This is a genomic window from Streptomyces sp. NPDC056169 (assembly GCF_042268445.1).
Taxonomy (GTDB): domain Bacteria; phylum Actinomycetota; class Actinomycetes; order Streptomycetales; family Streptomycetaceae; genus Streptomyces.
The window spans coordinates 1-23,073 of record NZ_JBHJUO010000032.1 but is presented as its reverse complement, the minus strand read 5'-3'; the positions used below and the strand labels follow the sequence as shown (position 1 = coordinate 23,073).

Genomic DNA, 23,073 nt, shown 5'->3' with positions numbered 1-23,073 from the left:
GAGTACGGACCCGGGGGCGGCACCGGTCCCGAGGTGAGGGACAATGGCCTCTCTTCCAGGGCGGGTTACCGCATCGCGCGGGAAGCGGCATACGCGGCGGAGATCAGGGATCGCAGAGGGGACGCATGTCGGAGGCGGAGCAGTCGCGGGACACGGCGAAGGACCCTCGGCGGGACGCCGCCGCGGGGGCCGCGACCGACGGCGACCGAGGGGCGGTCCCGGCCGCGCGCGAGGCGGAGCGGGACCCGCGGAACGTGAAGGACGCGCAGGTCACGGACGCTGCGCCGGGCGCGGAGGACGTCGTGGGCGACGCGGGAGCCGAGGGCTCGGGCGGCGCCGAGGACGCGGGCGGCGCGAAGGGCGAGGCCGGCGGCGCGAAGGGCGACGCGGGGGCGGGTGAGCCTCGGGACGCCGTCGTCGGTGAGCCTCGCGACGCTGTCGTCGACGGGCCCCGGGACGCCGTTCCTGGCGGGGTGTCCGACGCGCCCTCAGGCGAGCCCGCCGGCGTGTCGGGCCGGCTGCGGGGCACCGAGCCGTCGACCGGCAGCGCCGGCTTCGGCGCGGGGGACGGCGACGGCGGCACCGGACGTGCCGAGCGGGGCAGTGGCTTCGCCGGCGACCGGATGCGCAAGGACCCGGTGACCGAGGGCAGGCTGCTCGCCGGCCGCTACCGGCTCGGCGTGGTCCTCGGGCGCGGCGGCATGGGCACCGTGTGGCGCGCGGTCGACGAGACCCTCGGACGTACCGTCGCCGTCAAGGAGCTCCGCTTCCCCACCAGCATCGACGACGACGAGAAGCGACGCCTCATCACCCGGACCCTGCGCGAGGCCAAGGCCATCGCCCGGATCCGTAACAACGGCGCCGTGACCGTGTACGACGTCGTCGACGAGGACGACCGTCCGTGGATCGTCATGGAGCTCATCGAGGGCAAGTCCCTCGCGGACGCCGTGCGCGAGGACGGCGTGCTCACGCCCCGCCGCGCCGCCGAGGTCGGCCTCGCCATCCTCGACGTCCTGCGCTCCGCGCACCGCGAGGGCATCCTCCACCGCGACGTGAAGCCGTCGAACGTGCTGATCGCCGAGGACGGCCGGGTCGTCCTGACCGACTTCGGCATCGCCCAGGTCGAGGGCGACCCCTCGATCACCTCCACCGGCATGCTCGTCGGCGCCCCCTCCTACATCTCGCCGGAGCGCGCCCGCGGCCACAAGCCCGGACCGGCCGCCGACCTGTGGTCGCTGGGCGGCCTGCTGTACGCGGCGGTCGAGGGCAGCCCGCCGTACGACAAGGGCTCCGCCATCGCGACCCTCACGGCGGTGATGACCGAGCCGGTCGACCCGCCGAAGAACGCGGGACCCGAGCTGGAGCAGGTCATCTACGGCCTGCTCGCCAAGGACCCGGCCCAGCGCCTCGACGACGCCCGCGCGCGGGTCCTGCTGCGGGCCGTGCTCGACGCGCCCGCCGCCGCGCCGGAGATCTCGCCCGAGGTCACCCGGGCCATACTCCTTCCGCCGCGACCCGACCGGGCTCCCGTCGCCCCGGCCGCCGACCGGGACGGGACGCCCGACGCGGGCGTCGCCGCCGACCGGATGCGGGGCGCGCTGAAGTCCGTGCGCAACGCGGCTGCCTCCGCGAAGGCCGAGCCGAAGGCGAAGCCGAGGCCGAAGGCGGCCGAGCCGCTGCAGGGCGGCGGCAGGCAGGCCCCGGCCCGTGCGTCGCTGACCGACGTCGTGCCGCGCCGCACGCTGATCATCATCGCCGCGGTCGCCGTGCTCGCCCTGCTCGGCACGATCCTGACGGTCTCCCTCACCGGGGGCGGCGACAAGGACAAGCAGAGCCAGGGGACCGGCGGCGCCACGGCGTCGGCCGGCGCGTCCGGCGGCGACGCGGACGGGTCCGGCGGATCCGAGGGCTCCGGCGGCAAGGGGCAGACGCCCGGCGGCCCCGGCCAGCAGGGCGGCGCACAGCCCGGGGGCGCCGGCTCCGGCGGCTCGACGGGCGACACGGGCACGACGGGGACCACCACCGGAACGACGACGGGCACGACGACGGGCACGACGGTCGGCACGACGACCGGGCAGGGCGGCACCAAGCCGTCCGGCAAGCCCAGCGGCGGCACCGGCGCGCAGCTGCCCGCCGGGTACGCCCTCGTCACCAACAAGCGGCTCCACTTCTCCATGGCGCTGCCCGGCACCTTCAAGCCCGGCTCGATACCGGGGTACGCCCTCGGCGTGATATTCAGCGAGAGCGGCGGTTTCCCGCGCGTCCAGGTCGACTTCAACGACAGCCCCAAGGACAACGCGCAGAGCGCCTGGGAGCTGGCCAAGGCCGGCGTGGCCGTCACCAGCCAGGACTACGAGCACATCGGCATCAAGCAGGTCTCCTACAAGGGTTACCCGACCGTCGCCGACTGGGAGTTCAAGCGGACGCAGAAGGGCATGACCGTCCGTGTGCTCAACCGCGGCTTCAAGGTGGACGCCTCGCACGGCTACTCCATCATGATCACCTGCAAGGCGGACGAGTGGGACGGCGCGGAGTGCCGGACGCTGCGGGAGACGGCGTTCGCCACGTTCAGCCCCAAGGACTGACCGGCGCCACGTATCGTGAGAGCTCGTGGACCGTACGCAGCCGACAATTGCCGCTAACTGCACGGTGCCGGACCGGAATTGACGGACTCGTGTGATCCGATGGATCCGCGGGTCCACGGGGGACAGCGTGCGCGCGTGGGGAGGCGTCGTGGACGACTACGCGGGAAGGGTGCTGGCGGACCGCTACCGCCTGCCGCTGCCGCCGACCGGCTCGGAGGCGGGCGCGGGCCCGGAGGCGCACGACTTCGCCGAGACGCGCGCCTTCGACACGTACAGCGGGCAGGAGGTCCTGGTCCGCCAGGTGCCGCTGCCGGAGTTCGTCGACGCCGAGGTGCTCGACGGCGCGGACGGCCCCGCCCAGCCCTACGGGAGCTCGGGGCGGGCGACCCGCCGGCCGGCCGAGCCCGTCGTGCGCCGGGCGATCGAGGCGGCCCAGGCCGCCGCGCAGATCCCCGACCATCCGCTGCTCGACCAGGTCTTCGACGTCTTCGCGGAGGCCGGTTCCCTGTGGATAGTGAGCGAGGTCGTGGCGGCCAGGCCGCTCGCCGCGCTCCTCGCCGAGCAGCCCCTGAACCCGTACCGGGCGGCCGAGATCGGCGCCGACGTCCTCACCGCCCTGCGCGCGCTCCACGCCCACGGCTGGGTCCACCGGAACATCACCGCCCGGACCGTGCTCGTCTGCGACGACGGCCGGGTCGTCCTCACGGGCCTCGCGGTGGGCGCCGCGGAGGAGGCCCTCTGCGGCTACGCGCCGGTGCCGGAGCCGGGGGACGACGGGCAGGAGTTCGGGGCGAGATTCGGGGCCGGGACGACGGCCGGGACGGGGTCCGGGTTCGCGTCCCGGGAGTTCGAGCCCGATTTCCCGCTCGCGCCCGAGCCCGAGTTCGCCGAGGTGTACAGCTCCGACCTGTACGAGGCGGAGGTCTACGAGGAGATCGAGACCGAGGCCGACGAGGAAGAGGCGGACGAGGAGGTCGACCGGGAGGCCGAGGAGGCTGAGGAGGTCGAGGAGGCCGAGGAGGCCGGGGAGTTCTCGTACGGGACGGACTCGGACGACGAGCTTCTCGGGGAGGCCGACTACGGCTACGGGCCCGACCCGTACGGGCCCGACCCGTACGGCGGCGAGAGCGACGGCGGTGCGTCCGACCCCGGCGAGGACGACGCGCCCGGAGCCGACGCCTACGGTCGTGAGCCCTACGGGGCCGATCCCTACGGGGCCGACCCGTACGGCGCAGGGGCGAGGGCCTCGGCCGAGCCCCGGACCGGGGCGGAGCCCCCGGCCGCCGCCCCGCCGCCCACCGCCGACGTGCGGGCCGCACGGGCCGGGGCCATCGCGGCGTACCGCGCGGGCGCGCGTGCCGCGGCGCGGCTCGGCGAGGCGGGGGCGCTCCCCGGCCAGCGCACCGCGCCGACGGACCCGCCCGCCCCTCCGCCCCCGCCGGCCCCGGTGCCCGCCTCCGGCGCGCCCGAGCCGCAGTGGTGGTCGCAGACGGCGGACGACGACGACGACGAGGACGACGAGGGCGGTACGGCGTACGGCGGCCCGCAGGCCGGTCCGCCGCCGCGCGTGTACCTGGCCGGCAACTGGAGCGACGGTCCGCACGCCGCGCGCGACGGCTCAGGACCGATCCCCGCCGGCGGCTCCGGACCCGGCCGGGGCCCTGTGCTGCCCGGCTCGGGCCGCCCGGCGCTGCCCGCCGGGTACACGGCCGCGACCCCGGACCCCGCGCGCCTCCCGGTGCCCGCCGGCGCCTCCGGGCCGTCGGGGCATGAGGGGCGCGTCGCCGTACCGGCCCAGGTCCACCGGGGCCCCACCACGCGCCTCGACGCCGAGCGGGCCCGCCAGACCCGGATCGCCGTCGTCGGCGCCGTCACCGAGCGCTGGGCGCCCGAGCAGGCCGGCCCCGTGCACGAGAACTGGCGGCTCGCCCCGCCGATCGGCCCGGCCACCGACCTGTGGGCGCTCGGCGCGCTCCTCTACCGGGCCGTCCAGGGCCACGCGCCCTACCCGGAGGACAGCGCCGCCGAGCTCGTCCAGCTGGTCTGCGCCGAGCCGCCCGCCTTCGCCGAGGAGTGCGGGCCGCTGCGCCCGGTCGTGGAGTCCCTGCTGCGCCAGGACCCCACCGAGCGCCCCGACTTCGAGGAGCTGCGCGGCTGGCTGCGCTCCCTCGTGCGGTCGGCCCCGGAGCCCGAGGCCGGCCTCGGAGTCGTACCGCTGCCGTCCTTCGACGAGACGCGGCTGCCGATCGTGCGCCGCCGCGGCGAACTGGTGCGCCGGCGCCGCAAGGGCGCGGGCGCGGGAGCCGGGGCGGGCCGCCACCGTCACAAGCGGGGCAAGGACCCCCGCCCCGCGCCGGCCGCGCCGCCCGAGGCGGCCCTGCACGAGGCCGGTCCCGAGACCCTGCACGACGGCGGGTACGACGGCGCGTACGAAGGCGGGTACGAGGGCGCGCGCGACGGCGGGTACGGGGCCGGATTCGAGAGCGGGCACGCCGACGCGCGGGCGGAGTTCGCGGAGGAGATCCCCCAGCGCGCGCCCCGCGCTCCGCGAGCCCCCCGCGCGCCCCGGAGTGCTGCCCGTGGCGAGGACTCGCCACGCGCCCTCGGTCGTACGCTGCTGCTCCTCGTCCTGCTCCTGCTCGGCGGGGCCGTGGCGTACGCCGTGTTCTTCCTGCCGGGCGAGGAGGAGCCCGGCGCGGGTGCTCCGCCGGCCGGCCAGTCCCCGCGTACCACCGCGCCGGGCACCGCACCCACGAACGGCCCGTCGGCGACCACGGACCGGCCCGCCGAGCCGTCGGCCGAACCGTCCACCAAGCCGTCCGCCACACCGTCCAAGACCCCGCCCGCGGCCGATCCGTCGGCGCCCGCCCTGGCCGCCGGGTACTCCCTGCGCCAGGACCCGGAGGGCTTCCGGATCGGGGTCCCGAGCGGCTGGCGGCGCAGCCCGATCAACGACGCCGGGCAAGTGCGCTACACGGGCGGCGACTTCACGATGATCGTGGTCCCGGGCAGGGACACGGTCGCCGACCACGGGTCCGACCCCTTGGAGTACCAGAACACCAAGGAGCCCGAGCTGGAGCCGTTGCGCGTGTCCAGCTGGTCGGGTACGGACTCGTCCCGCCGGGTCGACATCGGCACGACGGCGACGGCCACGGGCAGTTACTGGTGGCTGGACAGCGCCGGGCGCCAGGTCTCCGTACGGAACCTCGCCCTCATCGCCGGCGGCCGCTACCACCTCGTGCTGGTCATCGGCCCGAACAGCGAGCGCGACAAGGTCTCCGAGATCTACGACGAGGCCACGAAGGGGTTCCGCCCGGGGCGCTGACCCGTCCCGACCGGGGTGCTGATCCGTCTGTCGTACCGGGTCGTCATCGGCCCCTGGTCACAGTGCTGTTCCTATGGCAGCCCCGAGGTTCCGCAGTCCCGGCCCCCCTCCGTAACCTGTCATCCGAAGGAACGGGCGGGGGCAAGTGGAACATTCTCAGAGCACAGGAGCGGGGTTGTTGCTCGCGGGTCGTTACCGGCTCGGCGAGTGCATCGGACGCGGCGGTATGGGCAAGGTCTGGCGCGCGCACGACGAGGTACTCCACCGCGTGGTCGCGGTGAAGGAGCTGACGGCGGGTCGGTTCGTGGCGGAGGCAGACCGGCTCGTGCTGCACGCGCGGACACAGAAGGAGGCCCGGGCCGCCGCGCGGATCACCCACCCGGGCGTGGTCACCGTCCACGACGTCCTGGAGCACGACAGCCGGCCGTGGATCGTGATGCAGTACGTCGACGGGCCCTCGCTCGCCGACGCCGCCAAGGAGTCGGGCGCGCTCGAACCCCGCGAGGCGGCCAGGGTCGGGCTGCACGTCCTCGGCGCGCTGCGGGCCGCCCACGCGGCCGGCGTGCTGCACCGGGACGTCAAGCCGGGCAACGTCCTGCTGGCGCGGGACGGGCGCGTGCTGATCACCGACTTCGGGATCGCGGCGATCGAGGGGGACTCGACGATCACGCGGACGGGGGAGATCGTCGGTTCCATCGACTATCTGGCGCCCGAGCGGGTACGGGGCGGCGATCCCGGTCCCGCCTCCGACCTCTGGTCCCTCGGGGCCACGCTGTACACGGCGGTGGAGGGCACTTCGCCGTTCCGCCGGACCTCCCCGATCAGCACGATGCAGGCCGTGGTGACCGAGGAGCCGCCGTACCCGGAGCAGGCGGGGCCGCTCGCGCCCGTCATCGTGGCGCTGTTGCGCAAGGATCCCGAGCACCGGCCCCGCGCGGACGAGGCCGAGCGGATGCTGCTCGACGCGATGGAGGGGCGGACGCCGCAGGCGGCGCAGGCGTACGTGCCGACCCAGCGCGTGGCGAGGGGCGAGGTGCCCCCGGGCATGCTCGGTGGCGATCGGCGCGCCCCGGCCGACGAGGCGGGCCGGGCAGGTCAGGCAGGTCAGACGGGCCGGGCGGGCCAAGCGGGTCAGGCAGGTCAGACGGGCCGGGCGGACGACGTGGCTGCGGGGGACACGGCCGGAAGCACGGCCGGAAGCACGGCCGGTACGGACGCGGCGGCGCGTCCGGCCGGTGGGCCGCGGACGTCCACGGCGCAGTGGCCCCACCCGGCTCAGGAGCCCCACCAAGCCCACGGACTCCAGCAGGCGCAGTCACCCCCCACCCTGGTGCCCTCCCCTTCCACGTCCACTGCCACATCCCCCTCCGCCTCCGGTCCCGCGTCTTCGGGCCGAGGCCGCTGGCGCACCGTCGCCCTCGCGGCCCTGCTCGCCGGTCTCGTCGCGGGCGGCGCCGTCTTCGCCGCCATGCAGTACGCGGGCGGCGACCGCGACGGGGGCGGTGGACGGCCCACGGCCACCGGCTCCGCCCCTGCCACCCAGGGCACCGGGACCGACATCCCGGACGGCTGGCACCGCGTCGACGACCCGGCGGGCTTCAGCCTGCTCGTGCCGGACGGCTGGAAGCGGCAGACCGAGGGCGACCAGATCGACTACACCCCGGACAACGGCAATCACCGGATCCGGATCAGCATCGACCCGAAGCCCGACTTCGAGAATCCGTACATGCACGCCCTCGACCTGGAGCGGGTCCTGGAGAAGCGGATGGACTACACCCGGGTCAAGCTCGGCCAGGTCACCTACCGCGACCAGGTGAAGTCCTGCCAGTGGGAGTTCACCTGGACCGAGCGGAAGGACTTCCCCGGGCCGCGGCACGCGATCGACCTCATGTACTACGAGGACGACGGCACGGAGTACGCCCTGTACATGTCCTCGCCGGAGTCGAGCTGGGAGACCACCCGCGAGCAGTTCGACATCATGCTCCAGCACTGGCGGGCGCCGGGCGACTGAATCCGCCGGAAAATCTCCGGGAAGGGCCGTCGCTCAGCCATGAGCCGCTGATCAGGGCTTATGTGCCAGTGATCGCTGGCGCGATGTGCGCAGCCGGTGAAAACGCGTTACCGACGGGTACCCAAAGGGCGGAACGCCGCCTACGCTCGCCCTCATGACGGACTCGCAGGCCCCCGCCGCCCCCTCGGTTCCCGACGCCCCCGCCGCGAAGGACGGAGCGGCCGCGCCCGCCGGCGCCACCAACCCGGTCGCGCCCGCGCCCGCCGGTGCGCGGACCGCCGCCGACGTCGTGACGCCCGAGGTGGTCGCCCGGCTCACCCGGGGCGTCCCCGGCTCCGGCCGGACCGCCAACCACACCCCCTTCACCGGGGAGAAGCTGGCGGAGCTGCCCGAGTCCACCCCCGAGGACGTCGCCGAGGCCTTCGCGCGCGCCCGCGCCGCCCAGCCGGCCTGGGCCGCCACCCCGGTCAAGGCCCGCGCCGCCGTCCTCCTCCGCTTCCACGACCTGGTCCTCCAGCGGCAGTCCGAGGTCCTCGACCTCATCCAGCTGGAGACGGGCAAGGCGCGCCTCCACGCCCACGAGGAGGTCCAGGCGGTGTGCGTCGCCGCCCGCCACTACGGCCGCAAGGCCGCCTCCTACCTGCGCGCCAAGCGCCACACCGGAGTCGTACCGACCCTCACCAAGGTCACCGAGCTGCGCCAGCCGCGCGGGGTCGTCGGCCAGATCGCGCCCTGGAACTACCCGCTGGAGCTCTCCGTCGGCGACGCGCTCCCCGCCTTCCTCTCGGGCAACGCGGTCGTCATGAAGCCCGACACCGAGACCGCGCTCACCGCGCTGTGGGCCCGTGACCTGCTCGTCGAGGCCGGACTGCCCGCCGAGGTCTTCCAGGTCGTCCTGGGCGAGGGCCCGGTCGTCGGCCCCGAGGTCGTCAAGCACGCCGACTACGTCTCCTTCACCGGCTCCACCCGCACCGGCCGCGAGGTCGCCCAGGGCGCGGCGGCCCGGCTCGTCGGCGTCTCCCTCGAACTCGGCGGCAAGAACGCGATGCTCGTCCTGAAGGACGCCGACATCGAGAAGGCCGCCGCCGGAGCCGTCCGCGCCTGCTTCTCCTCCGCCGGACAGCTCTGCATCTCCATCGAGCGGCTGTACGTGCACGAGTCCGTCGCCGACGCCTTCCTCGACCGCTTCGCCGCCCGCACCAAGGCCATGCGGCTCGGCAGCTCCCTCGCGTACGGGGCGGACATGGGCTCCCTCGTCGGCGACCGGCAGCTGGAGACGGTCACGAAGCACGTCGACGAGGCCGTCGCCAAGGGCGCCAGGCTCGTCGCCGGCGGCGTCGCCCGCCCCGACATCGGCCCCCTCTTCTACGAGCCGACCATCCTCGACGGCGTCGAGGCCCCGATGGCCGTCTGCTCCGAGGAGACCTTCGGCCCGGTCGTCTCCGTCTACCGCTTCACGGACGAGGACGAGGTCATCGAGCTCGCCAACGGCACGCCGTACGGCCTCAACTCCTCCGTGTGGACCAAGGACTCGCGCCGCGGCCACGCCGTCGCGGCCCGGCTGCGCACCGGCACCGTCAACATCAACGAGGGGTACGCGCCGGCCTACGGCAGCGTGCAGTCCCCGATGGGCGGCATGAAGGACTCCGGTCTCGGCCGCCGCCACGGCTCGGAGGGCATCCTCAAGTACACCGAGGCCCAGACCGTCGCCCAGCAGCGGCTCATGCCGCTCGCGCCGTCCTTCGGCATGGACGACGAGAAGTACGCCGCGGTGATGAGCCTGTCCCTGAAGGCGATGAAGGCCCTGCGCCTGCGCTGACCCCGGACCTCCGTCCGTTTTCGCCCTTTTCCGTACGAGGAGAGCCATGACCGCGGTACCCCCTACCCAAAATCGGGATCAGGCACAGGACGACGGGCACGACGACGCGTACGACTACGACGTCCTCGTCGTCGGCTCCGGCTTCGGCGGTTCGGTCACCGCCCTCCGGCTCACCGAGAAGGGCTACCGGGTCGGCGTCCTGGAGGCCGGGCGCCGCTTCACCCGCGCGACCCTGCCGAAGAACTCCTGGGACGTGAAGAACTTCCTGTGGGCCCCGGCCCTCGGCCTCTACGGCATCCAGCGCATCCACCTGCTGGGCAACGTGATGGTGCTCGCGGGCGCCGGCGTGGGCGGCGGCTCCCTCAACTACGCCAACACCCTCTACGTACCGCCCAAGCCGTTCTTCGACGACCCGCAGTGGAAGGACATCACGGACTGGCAGGACGAGCTGCGGCCGTACTACGACCAGGCGCAGCGGATGCTCGGCGTCCGGCTCAACCCGACGACGACCCCCTCGGACGTGCACCTCAAGGCGGCCGCGCAGGCGATGGGCATCGGCGACACCTTCCACATGGCGCCGGTCGGGGTCTTCTTCGGGGACGGCGACGATGCCGACGGTACGGCGAAGGCGAAGCCGGGCGCGGAGGTCGCCGACCCGTACTTCGGCGGCGCGGGCCCGGCCCGGCGCGCCTGCACCGAGTGCGGCGAGTGCATGACGGGCTGCCGCCACGGCGCCAAGAACACCCTCAACGAGAACTACCTCCACCTCGCCGAGAAGGCGGGGGCCACCGTCCACCCCATGACCACGGTCGTCACCGTCACCGAGGACTCGCGGGGCGGCTACGCGGTGCAGACCCTCCCCACCGACAACCGGAAGAAGGGGAAGGGCCGGACCTTCCGCGCCCGCCGGGTGGTGATCGCGGCCGGCACGTACGGCACGCAGACCCTGCTGCACCGGATGAAGGACGGCGGGCTGCTGCCCCGGATCTCGCACCGGCTCGGCGAGCTCACCCGCACCAACTCCGAGGGCCTGGTCGGCGCGCAGACCACCGACCGGCGCTACCGCAAGCGGCACGGCAAGGAGAAGGCCGACTTCACCCGCGGCGTCGCCATCACCTCCTCGATCCACCCCGACGCGAACACCCACATCGAGCCGGTGCGGTACGGCAAGGGCTCCAACTCCATGGGCGGTCTGACCGTCCTCCAGGTGCCCTACGGGGCCCACCGGGTGCGCAACTGGTTCCTCAACCTGCTCAGGCACCCCACGCTCGCCGCCCGCTCGCTCTCCAACTGGCACTGGTCGGAGCGGACCATCATCGGCCTGGTCATGCAGTCCCTGGACAACTCCCTGACGACCTACCGCAAGCCCGGCGGGCTCGGAAAGGGCCTGCTCACGGCCCGCCAGGGGCACGGGGCGCCGAACCCGGTCCAGATCCCGGAGGCCACCCGGGCCGCCACCCTCCTCGCCGAGGAGATCAACGGCTTCCCCGGCTCCAACGTCGGCGAGCTCATGGGCACCCCGCTCACCGCCCACTTCCTGGGCGGCTGCCCGATCGGCGCCGACGCCGAGTCCGGCGTCATCGACCCGTACCACCGGCTCTTCGGCCACCCCGGGATCTCCGTCGTCGACGGGGCGGCGGTCTCCGCGAACCTCGGCGTCAACCCGTCCCTGACGATCACGGCGCAGGCGGAGCGGGCGATGTCCTTCTGGCCGAACAAGGGCGAGGAGGACCGGCGGCCGCGGCAGGGGGAGGCGTACGTACGGCTGGCGGCGGTCGAGCCGAAGTCGCCGGCGGTCCCGGCCGAGGCCTTCGGCGCCCTGCGGCTGCCGTTCCTGGGAATCCCGACGGTCCCGCCGAAGAAGGACCTGAAGTAGGGCCCTCCCGAGGAAGGGCCTGGAGAGCCAGGCATGAGAAAAGGCGCTGCACCCCCCTCCGAGTGCAGCGCCTTTCCTGCTTTTGGTGATGCTGCATAGATGACCCGCGACCGACGGGATTGGTTGTAGCGGTTGCACAGGATCTTCGTGTGACGCGCGTCACGCTGGAGGTTCAGGGGGTGCGGGCGCGCGAAGAAGGGCCCCGTGCCGCGATTCCGGTCGCGGTACGGGGCCCTGGGCGTCGGCGCCGGGGGGTTGCGCCGAGCGGGGAGAAACGAAGGAGGGGGAGGGGACGGGGTTCGGGGTTTCGTTCTGAGCCGGTTGCGGCCGGCCCCGGGCGTCCCCGGGGCCGACCGCCCTTTCTGGGTGACCGGGCTGCTGTCCCCTGCTGCCCGGTCACACGCGCTGGTGCGAGGTCCCACGGCGCACCTGAGGTACGCCACACGCCCCAGCGAAGCCACGCGTGGTTTCTACAGGCCCGCCCCTGGCTGGCACGGACACCCGGACCAACGAAGCCGGGTCCGGGCCGGTCACGCGCCGTACGGGTGAGAGCGGTCCCGAACTCAGATGCGGGCCTTACCCGGGCGCGGTCGTTCAGATGCGCCCCCGGCACAGCTCCAGCATGGTCATCGCGAGGGCCGTGCCGGGCTTGCCCAGCGCGTCGCGGTAGTGGCCGAGGACCTCCATCTCGCGCGCCAGGTTCACCCGGCGGCCGCCGGAGGAGATCCGGGCCTCCTGGATGACGGCCGAGACGGCCATCCGTTCCTGGATGAGCCCGATGATCCGGTCGTCGAGCGAGTCGATGCGGTCGCGGGCGCCACCGATCAGCGTCGCCGCCTCGTCGGTGCGGGCGCCGGTCTTCTCGGTGAGGGTGGTGTTCGTCGTCATGGTGGGGCTCCTCGCGGGTTGAGGGTGTCGGATGCCCCGGGGCGACACGGCCCGGAAACGACAGAACGCCCCGGGCCTTGTCGGCCCGGGGCGCCTGGGAAGTCGCTTGTCAGTTGCTCAAGCAGCACGACCATGGCAGCCGGACGGGCCGGTGCCATAGGTAAAGACGAAGGTCGAGAGCTTGCGCATGGCGACAGTATGGACCCCGCCGCGGAGCCGGAGCCAACCCGGGTTCGGATGGTGAGACGAAAAGTGCTACCGGCGCGCCGGTAGAATCGACAAATAGCACCCCCCTTCGGGGGACCCCCTCCTACCGCCGGAAGGCCGCCGTAGTGTCATCAGCGACCCCCGCTGCCGCGCCCGACGTCACCAACCCGGACGTAGTCCTCGTTGTCGACTTCGGCGCCCAGTACGCCCAGCTCATCGCCCGCCGCGTCCGTGAGGCCCGGGTCTACAGCGAGATCGTCCCGTCCACCATGCCGGTGGCCGAGATGCTGGCCAAGAACCCGAAGGCGATCATCCTCTCCGGCGGCCCGTCCTCCGTGTACGCGGAGGGCGCCCCCCGCCTCGACCGCGAGATCTTCGAGGCGGGCGTCCCCGTCTTCGGTATGTGTTACGGCTTCCAGCTGATGGCGACGACCCTCGGTGGCACCGTCGACAACACCGGAGCCCGCGAGTACGGCCGTACGGAGCTGCACGTCTCCAAGGCCGGCTCGACCCTCTTCGAGGGCACCCCGGTCGAGCAGTCCGTGTGGATGTCGCACGGCGACGCCTGCTCCGCCGCCCCCGAGGGCTTCTCCGTCACCGCGTCCACCGACGTCGTGCCGGTTGCCGCCTTCGAGAACGACGAGAAGAAGCTCTACGGCGTCCAGTACCACCCCGAGGTGCTGCACTCCACGCACGGCCAGCAGATCCTGGAGCACTTCCTCTACCGCGGCGCCGGCATCGAGCCCAGCTGGACCACGGGCAACGTGATCGAGGAGCAGGTCGCGGCCATCCGCGCCCAGGTCGGCGACAAGCGCGCCGTCTGCGGTCTCTCCGGCGGCGTCGACTCCGCCGTGGCCGCCGCGCTCGTGCAGAAGGCCATCGGCTCGCAGCTCACCTGCGTCTACGTCGACCACGGCCTCATGCGCAAGGGCGAGACCGAGCAGGTCGAGAAGGACTTCGTCGCCTCCACCGGCGTCAACCTGAAGGTCGTCGACGCGCAGGAGCGCTTCCTCACGGCCCTCGCCGGAGTCTCCGACCCCGAGACCAAGCGGAAGATCATCGGCCGCGAGTTCATCCGGGTCTTCGAGCAGGCACAGCTGGAGATCCTCCAGGAGGAGGGCCCCGAGGTCGCGTTCCTCGTCCAGGGCACGCTGTACCCGGACATCGTCGAGTCCGGCGGCGGCACCGGCACCGCGAACATCAAGTCCCACCACAACGTCGGCGGTCTCCCCGACGACATCGAGTTCGAACTCGTCGAGCCGCTCCGCCAGCTCTTCAAGGACGAGGTCCGGATGGTCGGCCAGGAGCTCGGCCTGCCCGATGAGATCGTCCAGCGCCAGCCCTTCCCCGGCCCCGGCCTCGGCATCCGCATCGTCGGCGAGGTCACCAAGGAGCGCCTGGACCTGCTGCGCGATGCCGACGCCATCGCCCGCGAGGAGCTCACCGCGGCCGGTCTCGACCGCGAGATCTGGCAGTGCCCGGTCGTCCTGCTCGCCGACGTCCGCTCCGTGGGCGTCCAGGGCGACGGCCGCACCTACGGTCACCCGATCGTGCTGCGCCCCGTCTCCTCCGAGGACGCGATGACGGCCGACTGGTCGCGCCTGCCCTACGACGTGCTCGCCAAGATCTCGACCCGCATCACCAACGAGGTCGCCGACGTGAACCGCGTCGTCCTCGACATCACGAGCAAGCCCCCGGGCACCATCGAGTGGGAGTAGTCCCTCCCGTACGTGCCGAGGCCGTAAGCGCCTGAGGCCGTACGTGCCCGAAGCCGCCGCCCCGCGCCCGCCGCGCGGGGCGGCGGCTTCGTCGTGTCCGGGCTCTGGTGAGTTGCCCGGCCGGGCGTTACCTTCCGGCGCATGAGCGTGATACCGGACCCCGTCCCCGTCGACCGGCTCCACTTCGCCATGCCACCCGTCCACGCGACGGCCGAAGAGGAACGCACCCACCGCAGACAGCGGCTCGCGGCTGCGCTCCGGCTCTTCGGACGGCTCGGATACGAAGAGGGCGTCTCGGGCCACATCAGCGCCCGCGACCCGGAGCTCCCCGACTGCTACTGGGTGAACCCCTTCGGGGCGCCCTTCGCGGACCTCACCGCGAGCGACCTCGTCCTCGTCAACGGCGACGGGCAGGTCGTCCGGGGCGGCCAGCACGTGAACCAGGCGGCCTTCACCGTCCACGCCCAGGTCCACCGGGCCCGGCCCGACGTCGTCGCCGTCGCCCACACCCACTCCCTGCACGGGCGGGCACTCGCCGCCCTCGGCGAACTCCTCGACCCGCTCACCCAGGAGGCCTGCGCCTTCTACCAGGACCACGCCCTCTACGACGCGTACACCGGCGTCACCGTCGACGCCGAGGAAGGCCGCCGGATCGCCCTCGCCCTCGGCTCGTTCAAGGCGATCGTGCTGCGCAACCACGGGCTGCTCACCGTCGGCACCTCCGTCGACGCGGCGGCCTGGTGGTTCATCGCCATGGAACGCTGCGCCCAGGTCCAACTGGCCGCGCGGGCCGCCGGGAAGCCGGTGCCGATCGACCACCGGGACGCCGTCGCCACCCGCGAACAGCTGGGCAGCGACCTCGTCGGCTGGATCAACTACCAGCCGCTCTGGCGCAGGATCAGCCGAGCGGAGCCCGAACTCCTGTCGTAACACCATCGCTTCACCCTTCTGTACGTCAATGAGATGGCGCGGCAATCACTCTCCGGCGGGGCGCACACGGCGGCTCCGGGAGCCGCCGGTACGACACAATTCCGGGGAATCAACGGCTGGTTGACCGTTCTGGAAGTGAGCACCGTGGCGGTTCAAGAGGCGAGACAGTACGGCGGACACGCGACGGCCTGCGCCGGCTGCGCCCACTGCGGGAAGGCCGGCCACCGGCGCGCGGTCGCCGCCTTCCTCGCCCGGCGGGACGAGCTGGCCGCCGGGCACGGCGTCCCCGCGGCCGTCGCCCACTCGCCGGTCGCCGCCCGCCAGTGGGTCTCCGACGAACTGGCCCAGTCGGCCCGCGCCGTCGCCGTGCGCGGCCGCGAGGCCGGGGTGGCCTGGCTCGACCGGGTACGCAGCGGGGGCATCGGCGCCGTCTGGGGCGCCGTCCTCGCCCTGCTGCTCGGCCAGGCCCTCACCGCGATCGGCAGCGGCTGGACCGGGGCCCGCACGGCCGGGCTGTGCACCGCCCTCGTTTTTGCCGTCCTCCTCAGTGTCGCCGCGCACGCCCACCGGGCGCGCGGCGGTCTCCTCGCCCCGCTGATCGGCGAGGACAACCGGCTCTCCACCACCCGGGCCGTCGCCACCGCCTGGCTCCTCCTCCTCGGCTTCACCCTCCTCTTCCTGGCCTTCCGGTCGCCGGGCCCGGCCGCCTTCGGCCTGTCCCGGGGCGCCGGCCTGCTCACCGTCTTCGCCCTCGTGTCGGCGGTCACCGTCACCGCCCGCCTCGTCGTCTCCGTCCGGATCGCGGCGCGCCGCCTCCAGAAGGTCCGCGCCGACCGCCCGCGCGCCGCCGACCTGCTCTGCGACGACAGCGGCCGGGCCAGCCTCGCCGACGTCCAGTACCTCCTCGTCTCCTGCGCCGTCCTGGCCCTGACGGCCGTCGGCCTCGCCCGCGACCCCGGCCGGCTCCCCGAGGTGCCCTGGTCGCTCGTGCTGCTCCTCGCCGTCTCGGCGGCCTGGCACCTCGCCGCGAAGTGCACCGAGGGCGTCCGCCCCACGATCCACTCCGTCGTCCGCTCCCGGGAGGCGGGCGACCTCGACGCCCCGATCCGTACGGGCGACGACATCGAGATCCGCGGCTGCGGCTTCGTCCCGCCGGGCGCCGCCGCCCCCGACCCGCTGACCCGGCTGGTCGTGCGCATCGGCGCCGTCCACGCCCACGTCCCCCTGGTCCCGGTCCCCGGCGGCTTCGCCAACCCGACGGACGCGGCCCTCACCGTCCCCCTCCCGGCGGACGTGGAGCCGGGCCGGGTGGAGGTCTCGGTCGTGACGGCGGCGGGCGTCGAGACCAATCGGGTCACGATCGACGTCGTCGACTGAGCGTCCGGCCCCCTCCACGTATCCCCAAGGCGCGGGTCCGAGGAGAATCGTTCCGCGAACAGTCGTACGGGGCGTGGAGAGGTGACCGGCGATGGCGGGACAAGCGGACCGGACGAACGGCACGAGCGGCGAACCGGGCGGCCCCGGCGGGACCGACGGAACCGGCCACCGTGCGGACCGGAAGGCGCGCCTCGCCCGGTGGGAGGCCACATTCGCCCCGTGGAAGGCCGTCGCCTCCCGCTACGCCCTCCTTCCGCTGCGGCTCTTCCTCGGGATCACGTTCGTCTACGCCGGGCTCGACAAGCTCACCGACTCCGCCTTCTTCGCCGCCGAGGGCAGCGGGTCCATCGGCGAGACGATGCGCGCGGTGCGGGACAGCTCGGCCATCCCCGGCCTGGTCGACCTCGCCCTCAAGAACCCCGCCGGCTTCGGGTACGCCATCGCCTTCGGAGAGCTCGCCGTCGGGATCGGGACCCTGCTCGGTCTCTACGCCCGCGTGGCGGCGCTCGGCGGCGCGCTGATCTCCCTGAGCCTCTGGCTGACCGTGAGCTGGCAGGTGAACCCGTACTACCTCGGCAACGACCTCGCCTATCTGATGGCCTGGCTCCCGCTGCTGCTGGCCGGGGCGTCCGAGCTGTCGGCGGACAGGTTCCTCGCCGATCGACGGCGCCGTATTCGATAGGCGACCCAGGTCGCGAGGGCGGCCGTGCCCAGGCCGCCGCAGAGCACCGGGATCACCGTGTACCACGGGGTCGTCCAGGCCTCGGCGAGGTCGCCCGCGTAGACGGCGGCCAGAGCGAGGGCCGTGAGGCCGACGAGCAGCCTGCCGGGGCGGAACTCATGAAGCAGCACGGGTGACCTCCACCTGTCCGATTCCGACCTCGAGCGAGAGGTCCAGAGTGCCTGCCGGGACGGTCCCGGCCGGCGGGGCGATCGTGCGGGTCTCGACCCGGTCCGGGGCGATGTCGATGTCGTCCGCGGGCTGTCCGGGAAGCTGCACGTCGCCGAGCCCCACCTCGGCGTGGAGCTTCACGACCACGTCCTTCGGGACGACCACCTTGAGCTGCCCCGCGCCGACCTCGGCCTGGGTGGCGACGGTCGTGCCCGCGGGGACCGGGAGCGCCGACAGGTCGAGCAGACCCACGCCGCTGCCCAGCTCGTAGCGGGGCTGCACCGCGGCGACGGAGGCCGGCTTCCACGTCTCGCGGACCCAGTCCGTGGTGATCCCGTCGGGCAGGGCGACCGCCCCGGCGAGCAGGCAGGCCGTGATCACGGTGTGGACGATCGTCCCGAAGCCGGTGCGGCCGAGGAAGCTGCTGACGACCAGGCCCAGGCCGAACACCGTGAGGGCGGCCACCAGGCCCGTCGCCAGACTCCTGCCCAGCGGCTCGGACTCCCAGGTGAGCGCGGTGCCGACGACGGCCGCGAGCAGTGCGAGCAGATGGACGAGACCGGCAATGGAGAGCGGACTCCGCCGGATGGACGGTATCGGCCGGTCGGCGCGGGAGGGATCAGGCCCCCACTGGCTGCCGGGCTTCGGCACCTCGCCGTCGACCTTGCCGTCCTTGTCGACGATGCCGTGCGGTCCCCACAGGTAGCCGAGCGCCACCGGGCCCGTCGATCCGTCCTTCACGATCGGGTCCTTCCACCAGGACTGGTGCACGAAGCGGGGCGGGGCCTTGGTCTCGGGGGGTGCCTCCGCGACCATGGCGGCGGCCGCCGCCTCGATCCGGGTCTCCTCGCCCACGCCCCTCGCCCGTCGCGACCAGACGGCCGCTCCGCACACGGCGAGCGACAGCAGCATCGTGAATCCCAGCATCGAGCCGCTGCGCAGCATCGACAGGAAGACCCCGCAGCCGATCAGCGCCGTGAACACGGCCGCCAGGCAGGCGCCGGAGACCCGGCCGGTCAGCAGTCTGCGTCCTTCGTTCTCGTCCTCGCCCGCGAGCGGGACGAGCAGCCACGCGAAGCCGTAGAAGATCAGGCCGACGCCGCCCGTCACGGAGAGCACGCCGACCGTGATCCGGAAGATCACCGGGTCGAGGTCGAAGTGCCGGCCGAGGCCGGCGCAGACCCCGCCCACGACCTTGCCGCTCCGCGAGCGCTGCAGAGGCAGCGAGGCATCGGCCTCCGCCGGCGGCGGGGCCTCGTGGGTCGAAGGCTTCGAACTCGTCATGCGTCCATGGTGACGGCCCGTGACCCGCCGCGGCACCGGGATCGACCCTGGCCCGACCCTGATATTCGGAGGGGCGTCGCCCCTGAGTCGTTACCAGGGACGATCTCAGGGCCGACCCTGATGTCCGGGGCGGGCCGAACGTGTGACGATCGGTGCATGTCCGCAGCCGCTCGTGTCACCGAGACCGACGAACCACCCGTGCGCAGGCTCTACCGGAGCGCCGACGGGCGGTGGCTCGGCGGTGTCGCACGCGGCCTCGCGGGACACCTCGGACTGCCGGTCGTCTGGGTGCGCGCGCTGTTCGTGGTGCTCTTTCTCACGGACGGCCTCGGCGTCCTGCTCTACGCGGTCTTCTGGATAGTCGTTCCGCTCGGCGTCGGCGGCCGGGCAGCACCCCGCCCCGTTTTCGAGACCACCCCGGACGGCCGCCGCCGACTGCGCAAGCCCGACCGCGGACAGGTCTTCGCCCTGATCGCGCTCGTGATCGGCGGCGCGGCCCTCGTAGGGAACGTCAATGTCGACAACGAGTCCGGACGGTACGTCTGGCCCGTCCTCCTCATAGGCGTCGGTGTCGTCCTCGTCTGGCGCCAGGCGGACAACGCCCGTCGGGCCAGCTGGACCGATGCCGGAAAGCGCAGACGCACCCTCCAGCTCGTCCGCGGACTCGTCGGTGTCGCCCTGGTCGGTACGGGCCTCGCGGTCTTCCTGGTGGTCCGGGGTTCCGTCGCCCAGCTCGGGACGGCGCTCACCGCCTCCGTCGCGGTCCTCACCGGGATAGCCCTGCTCGCCGGCCCCTGGCTGGTCCGGATGTCGCAGGACCTCACGGAGGAGCGGACCATGCGCATCCGCGCGCAGGAGCGCGCCGAGGTCGCGGCCCACGTCCACGACTCGGTGCTCCACACCCTCACGCTGATCCAGCGCAACGCCGACGACGCGGGGGAGGTGCGCCGGCTCGCCCGCGCGCAGGAGCGGGAGCTGCGGAACTGGCTCTACAAGCCCGAGGGAACCGGCAGGGACGAGGAGGAGCCCTCGACCCTCGCGGAGGCGGTGAAGAAGGCCGCGGCCGAGGTCGAGGACAAGCACGGAGTCCCGCTGGAGGTGGTCGTCGTCGGCGACTGCCCGCTCGACGACAAACTGACCGCACAGATGCAGGCCGCGCGCGAGGCGATGGTGAACGCCGCCAAGTACGGTGGCGAGGGCGGGGCGGTGCAGGTGTACGCCGAGGTCGAGGGCCGCACGGTCTTCGTCTCGGTGCGGGACCGGGGTCCGGGCTTCGACCTGGACGCGGTGCCCGAGGACCGGATGGGCGTACGGGAGTCGATCATCGGTCGTATGCAGCGCAACGGCGGTTCGGCCCGGCTGCGGTCCGTGCCGGGCGGGGGCACCGAAGTGGAGCTTGAGATGGAGAGGGCGGACGGATGAGCGACGAGACCGGGGCAGCGACCGGGGCCGATGCGGGGGCGGCGGAGCCGGGGACGGAACGCCGGGTGCGGGTCGTGCTCGTCGACGACCACCGCATGTTCCGCACGGGAGTGCAGGCGGAGATCGGCCGGACCGAGATCACCGGGGTCGAGGTGGTCGGCGAGGCCGCCGACGTCGACCAGGCGGTCACGGTCATCACCGCGACCCGACCCGAGGTCGTCCTCCTCGACGTGCACCTGCCGGGAGGCGGCGGCGTCGAGGTGCTGCGCCGCTGCGCGAACCTGATGGCGGCCGCCGAGGACCCGGTCCGCTTCCTGGCCCTGTCCGTCTCGGACGCGGCCGAGGACGTGATCGGGGTGATCCGGGGCGGCGCCCGCGGCTACGTCACGAAGACGATCACCGGCACCGACCTGGTCGATTCGATCTTCCGTGTCCAGGAGGGCGACGCCGTCTTCTCCCCCCGACTGGCCGGCTTCGTCCTCGACGCCTTCGCCTCGACGGACGCGCCGCCGGTCGACGAGGACATGGACCGGCTCACGCAGCGGGAGCGGGAGGTGCTGCGGCTGATCGCCCGCGGCTACGCGTACAAGGAGATCGCCAAGCAGCTCTACATCTCGGTGAAGACGGTCGAGTCGCACGTCTCGGCGGTGCTGCGGAAGCTCCAGCTCTCCAACCGCCACGAGCTGACCCGCTGGGCCACCGCCCGCCGCCTGGTCTGAGCTCACGCCACTGAGCTCACGCCACTGAGCTCACGCCACTGAGCTCACGCCACTGAGCTCACGCCACCGGGCTCACCCGACCCGGGTTGCTCCGGCGAAGGGCATCTCGTCGATCGGGGCGATCCGCACCGGGGCGCCGGGGCGGGGAGCGTGGATCATCCGGCCGCCGCCGATGTAGAGACCGACGTGGCTGATCCCCGAGTAGAAGAAGATCAGGTCACCGGGGGCGAGCTGGGAGCGGGAGACGCGCTGCCCGGCGTTGATCTGGGTGTACGTCGTGCGCGGCAGGGAGACGCCGGCCGCGCGCCAGGCCGCCTGGGTCAGCCCGGAGCAGTCGTACGCGGACGGCCCCGTCGCCCCCCACACGTACGGCTTGCCGAGCTGGGCGTGGGCGAAGGAGACGGCCTCGGCGGCCCGGGTGTTCGGGGCGGTCACGGGACCGCGCTCGCCGCCCGAGGAGCGATCGGCGCGCACCGAAGGCGAGACGCCCGTTCCGGCGGCCGCCCCGGTCGTGCCCGTGCCCCCGTTCGTGCCGCTGGTCGTTCCCGTGGCTTCCGGGGCGCGGGCGCTGTCCCGGGCCGCGACGGCGGCGTCGTACCGGGCGCGCTCCTCCGCGGTCAGCCGGGCGAGCAGGGTCCGGGCCGCCTCCAGCTTGCCGACGACGGCCGCCTTCTGGCGCCGCAGTTCCTCCTCGTGCCCGCGCAGCGTGGTGAGCCGGCCCGCGGCCTCGCCGCGCAGCTGCCGGAGCGCGCCGAGCTCGCGCCGTACGGCGGTGACGGCCGCCGCCTGCCGGTCCCCGGCCTTCTCCGCGAGCGCGGCCCGCTCCAGGTACTCGTCGGGATCGGAGGTGAGGGCGAGCTGCACGGCGGGGTCGAGACCGCCGGAGCGGTACTGCGCGGCGGCCATGGCCCCGAGTCCGTCCCGCGCGGTGTTGAGCCGCTCGGTCCTGCGGGCGGCCTCGTCGCGCAGCCGGTCGAAGGCCGCGCGGGACGCGTCGGCCTGCTCCTTCGCCCCGTTGTACTTCTCCGTCGCGACCTCGGCCTCCTGGTAGAGCCGGTCGACCTTCGCCTTGACCTGGGCGGTGGTGAGTCGCGGGTCCGCGTGCCCGGACCCCTCGAAGAGCGTGGCGGTCGCCGCGGAGGCGAGGGCGAGGGTGGCGGCGGTGCGGACCGCCTGGCCACCGAGCGGGGACTGCCTGGGTTTTCGGTGCGCTGCCACGAGGGCGGGTCACATCCTCTTCCCTGCGGGGGAACGGTGCCCGCCGGGCCGACGGCGGGCCGCACAGGGGAGACGGACCGCCGCCGGGTTTTCCTGGCGGGGATGGCCGGCAGCCGCCGGGTGACCGGCGGTGGTGGGAGCCGGCCACCTGCTGGAGGACGCTAAACGCCGGGGTCACGCCCCGGCAGTGACTTGACCGCTATTGGCGTCAGGTGACGGACATGGACCGAACTTTTCCGTCCGGGGTGACGGGCCGGGGGACATTGCGGCAGACGACCGACCGAAGCGCCGGAGTGAGTGGACCCGGCCGGCGAGCGGTGCTAGGGCCCCGGTTAGGCTCCGCCCATGGACGTACTCATCAATGTCTTCGTCGCCCTGCACATCATCGGTATCGCCTCCCTCCTGGGCGGATTCCTCACCCAGATGAAGGCGATGGGCGCCGGTACGGCCCGCTTCACCCCGGCGATGCTGCACGGTGCGCTGGTCATGCTGATCACTGGCGTCGCGCTCGTCGGCCTCAACCAGGCAGACGACCAGCCCGTGAACAACCTCAAGATCGGCATCAAGCTGGCGGTGCTCGTCGTCGTCCTCGGCCTGGTCTACGTCAAGCGGGACGAGGAGAAGGTCGACAAGGGCCTTTTCGCCGCCGTCGGCGCCCTGACCACGGCGAACATCTTCATCGCGACCCTCTGGACGTGACCCGTCCAGGGGGCGCGCGACGCGTTCCCGGACGCGTTCCCGGGGGAGCGTGACGAAGGCCGTCCCCAAGGCGGACCCGGATGTCGGTGGGGCGTCCTAGACT

General features: G+C 73.4%; 15 protein-coding genes. 12 read left to right on the top strand and 3 right to left on the bottom strand.

What is annotated here, in order from left to right:
* Window positions 1-125: 125 nt before the first annotated feature.
* From ACFC0G_RS37105 to ACFC0G_RS37085, 5 genes are all read left to right on the top strand, one after another.
* Window positions 126-2,585, top strand: a complete 2,460-nt coding sequence (locus ACFC0G_RS37105; RefSeq protein ID WP_376412729.1) for a protein kinase — start codon at window positions 126-128, stop codon at window positions 2,583-2,585.
* 148 nt (window positions 2,586-2,733) lie between these two features.
* Window positions 2,734-5,910, top strand: a complete 3,177-nt coding sequence (locus ACFC0G_RS37100) for a protein kinase (protein ID WP_376412726.1) — start codon at window positions 2,734-2,736, stop codon at window positions 5,908-5,910.
* A 145-nt stretch (window positions 5,911-6,055) separates the two neighbouring features.
* The gene (locus ACFC0G_RS37095; RefSeq protein ID WP_376412722.1) at window positions 6,056-7,921 is read left to right on the top strand and encodes a protein kinase; all 1,866 of its coding nucleotides are present in this window, start codon (window positions 6,056-6,058) and stop codon (window positions 7,919-7,921) included.
* A 154-nt stretch (window positions 7,922-8,075) separates the two neighbouring features.
* Complete coding sequence (locus ACFC0G_RS37090; RefSeq protein ID WP_376412719.1) at window positions 8,076-9,740, top strand: succinic semialdehyde dehydrogenase; 1,665 nt, start codon at window positions 8,076-8,078, stop codon at window positions 9,738-9,740.
* 46 nt (window positions 9,741-9,786) lie between these two features.
* Entirely contained in the window at window positions 9,787-11,616 is a 1,830-nt protein-coding gene (locus ACFC0G_RS37085; protein WP_376412716.1) for a GMC family oxidoreductase N-terminal domain-containing protein, read from the top strand.
* Window positions 11,617-12,210: 594 nt separating this feature from the next.
* Here ACFC0G_RS37085 and ACFC0G_RS37080 read toward each other — a convergent pair.
* Window positions 12,211-12,504 (bottom strand): chorismate mutase, encoded by a 294-nt coding sequence (locus tag ACFC0G_RS37080; protein WP_376412713.1) that lies wholly within the window; start codon window positions 12,502-12,504, stop codon window positions 12,211-12,213.
* A gap of 332 nt (window positions 12,505-12,836) precedes the next feature.
* Between ACFC0G_RS37080 and guaA the strand changes: the two genes are divergently transcribed.
* The 4 genes from guaA (at window position 12,837) to ACFC0G_RS37060 (ending at window position 17,418) form a co-directional block, all read left to right on the top strand.
* On the top strand, window positions 12,837-14,429 hold the full coding sequence (gene guaA, locus ACFC0G_RS37075) for a glutamine-hydrolyzing GMP synthase (protein WP_376412710.1): 1,593 nt from the start codon (window positions 12,837-12,839) through the stop codon (window positions 14,427-14,429).
* 141 nt (window positions 14,430-14,570) lie between these two features.
* Complete coding sequence (locus tag ACFC0G_RS37070; protein WP_376412707.1) at window positions 14,571-15,359, top strand: class II aldolase/adducin family protein; 789 nt, start codon at window positions 14,571-14,573, stop codon at window positions 15,357-15,359.
* 144 nt (window positions 15,360-15,503) lie between these two features.
* The gene (locus tag ACFC0G_RS37065) at window positions 15,504-16,736 is read left to right on the top strand and encodes a hypothetical protein (protein ID WP_376412805.1); all 1,233 of its coding nucleotides are present in this window, start codon (window positions 15,504-15,506) and stop codon (window positions 16,734-16,736) included.
* Window positions 16,737-16,827: 91 nt separating this feature from the next.
* Window positions 16,828-17,418: a DoxX family protein gene (locus tag ACFC0G_RS37060; RefSeq protein ID WP_376412704.1), complete on the top strand. Its 591-nt coding sequence runs from the start codon at window positions 16,828-16,830 to the stop codon at window positions 17,416-17,418.
* Between the two features lie 156 nt (window positions 17,419-17,574).
* Here ACFC0G_RS37060 and ACFC0G_RS37055 read toward each other — a convergent pair whose 3' ends face one another.
* Complete coding sequence (locus ACFC0G_RS37055; RefSeq protein WP_376412701.1) at window positions 17,575-18,912, bottom strand: PspC domain-containing protein; 1,338 nt, start codon at window positions 18,910-18,912, stop codon at window positions 17,575-17,577.
* A gap of 156 nt (window positions 18,913-19,068) precedes the next feature.
* Here ACFC0G_RS37055 and ACFC0G_RS37050 point away from each other — a divergent pair, with 156 nt between their 5' ends.
* Window positions 19,069-20,334 carry a PspC domain-containing protein gene (locus ACFC0G_RS37050; RefSeq protein ID WP_376412698.1) on the top strand — a complete coding sequence of 422 codons (1,266 nt, stop codon included), beginning with the start codon at window positions 19,069-19,071 and terminating at the stop codon, window positions 20,332-20,334.
* Window positions 20,331-21,053 carry a LuxR C-terminal-related transcriptional regulator gene (locus ACFC0G_RS37045; protein WP_376412694.1) on the top strand — a complete coding sequence of 241 codons (723 nt, stop codon included), beginning with the start codon at window positions 20,331-20,333 and terminating at the stop codon, window positions 21,051-21,053. The genes ACFC0G_RS37050 and ACFC0G_RS37045 overlap by 4 nt, the downstream gene beginning before the upstream one ends.
* A 72-nt stretch (window positions 21,054-21,125) precedes the next feature.
* Here the strand turns inward: ACFC0G_RS37045 and ACFC0G_RS37040 are convergent, their stop codons facing one another.
* A complete protein-coding gene (locus tag ACFC0G_RS37040; protein WP_376412691.1) occupies window positions 21,126-22,271 on the bottom strand; it encodes an NlpC/P60 family protein in 1,146 nt (381 codons plus the stop codon).
* A gap of 345 nt (window positions 22,272-22,616) precedes the next feature.
* On the opposite strand from ACFC0G_RS37040, the gene ACFC0G_RS37035 reads away from it, so the two are divergent.
* Window positions 22,617-22,970, top strand: a complete 354-nt coding sequence (locus ACFC0G_RS37035) for a hypothetical protein (RefSeq protein WP_376412688.1) — start codon at window positions 22,617-22,619, stop codon at window positions 22,968-22,970.
* The last annotated feature ends 103 nt before the right edge of the window (window positions 22,971-23,073 follow it).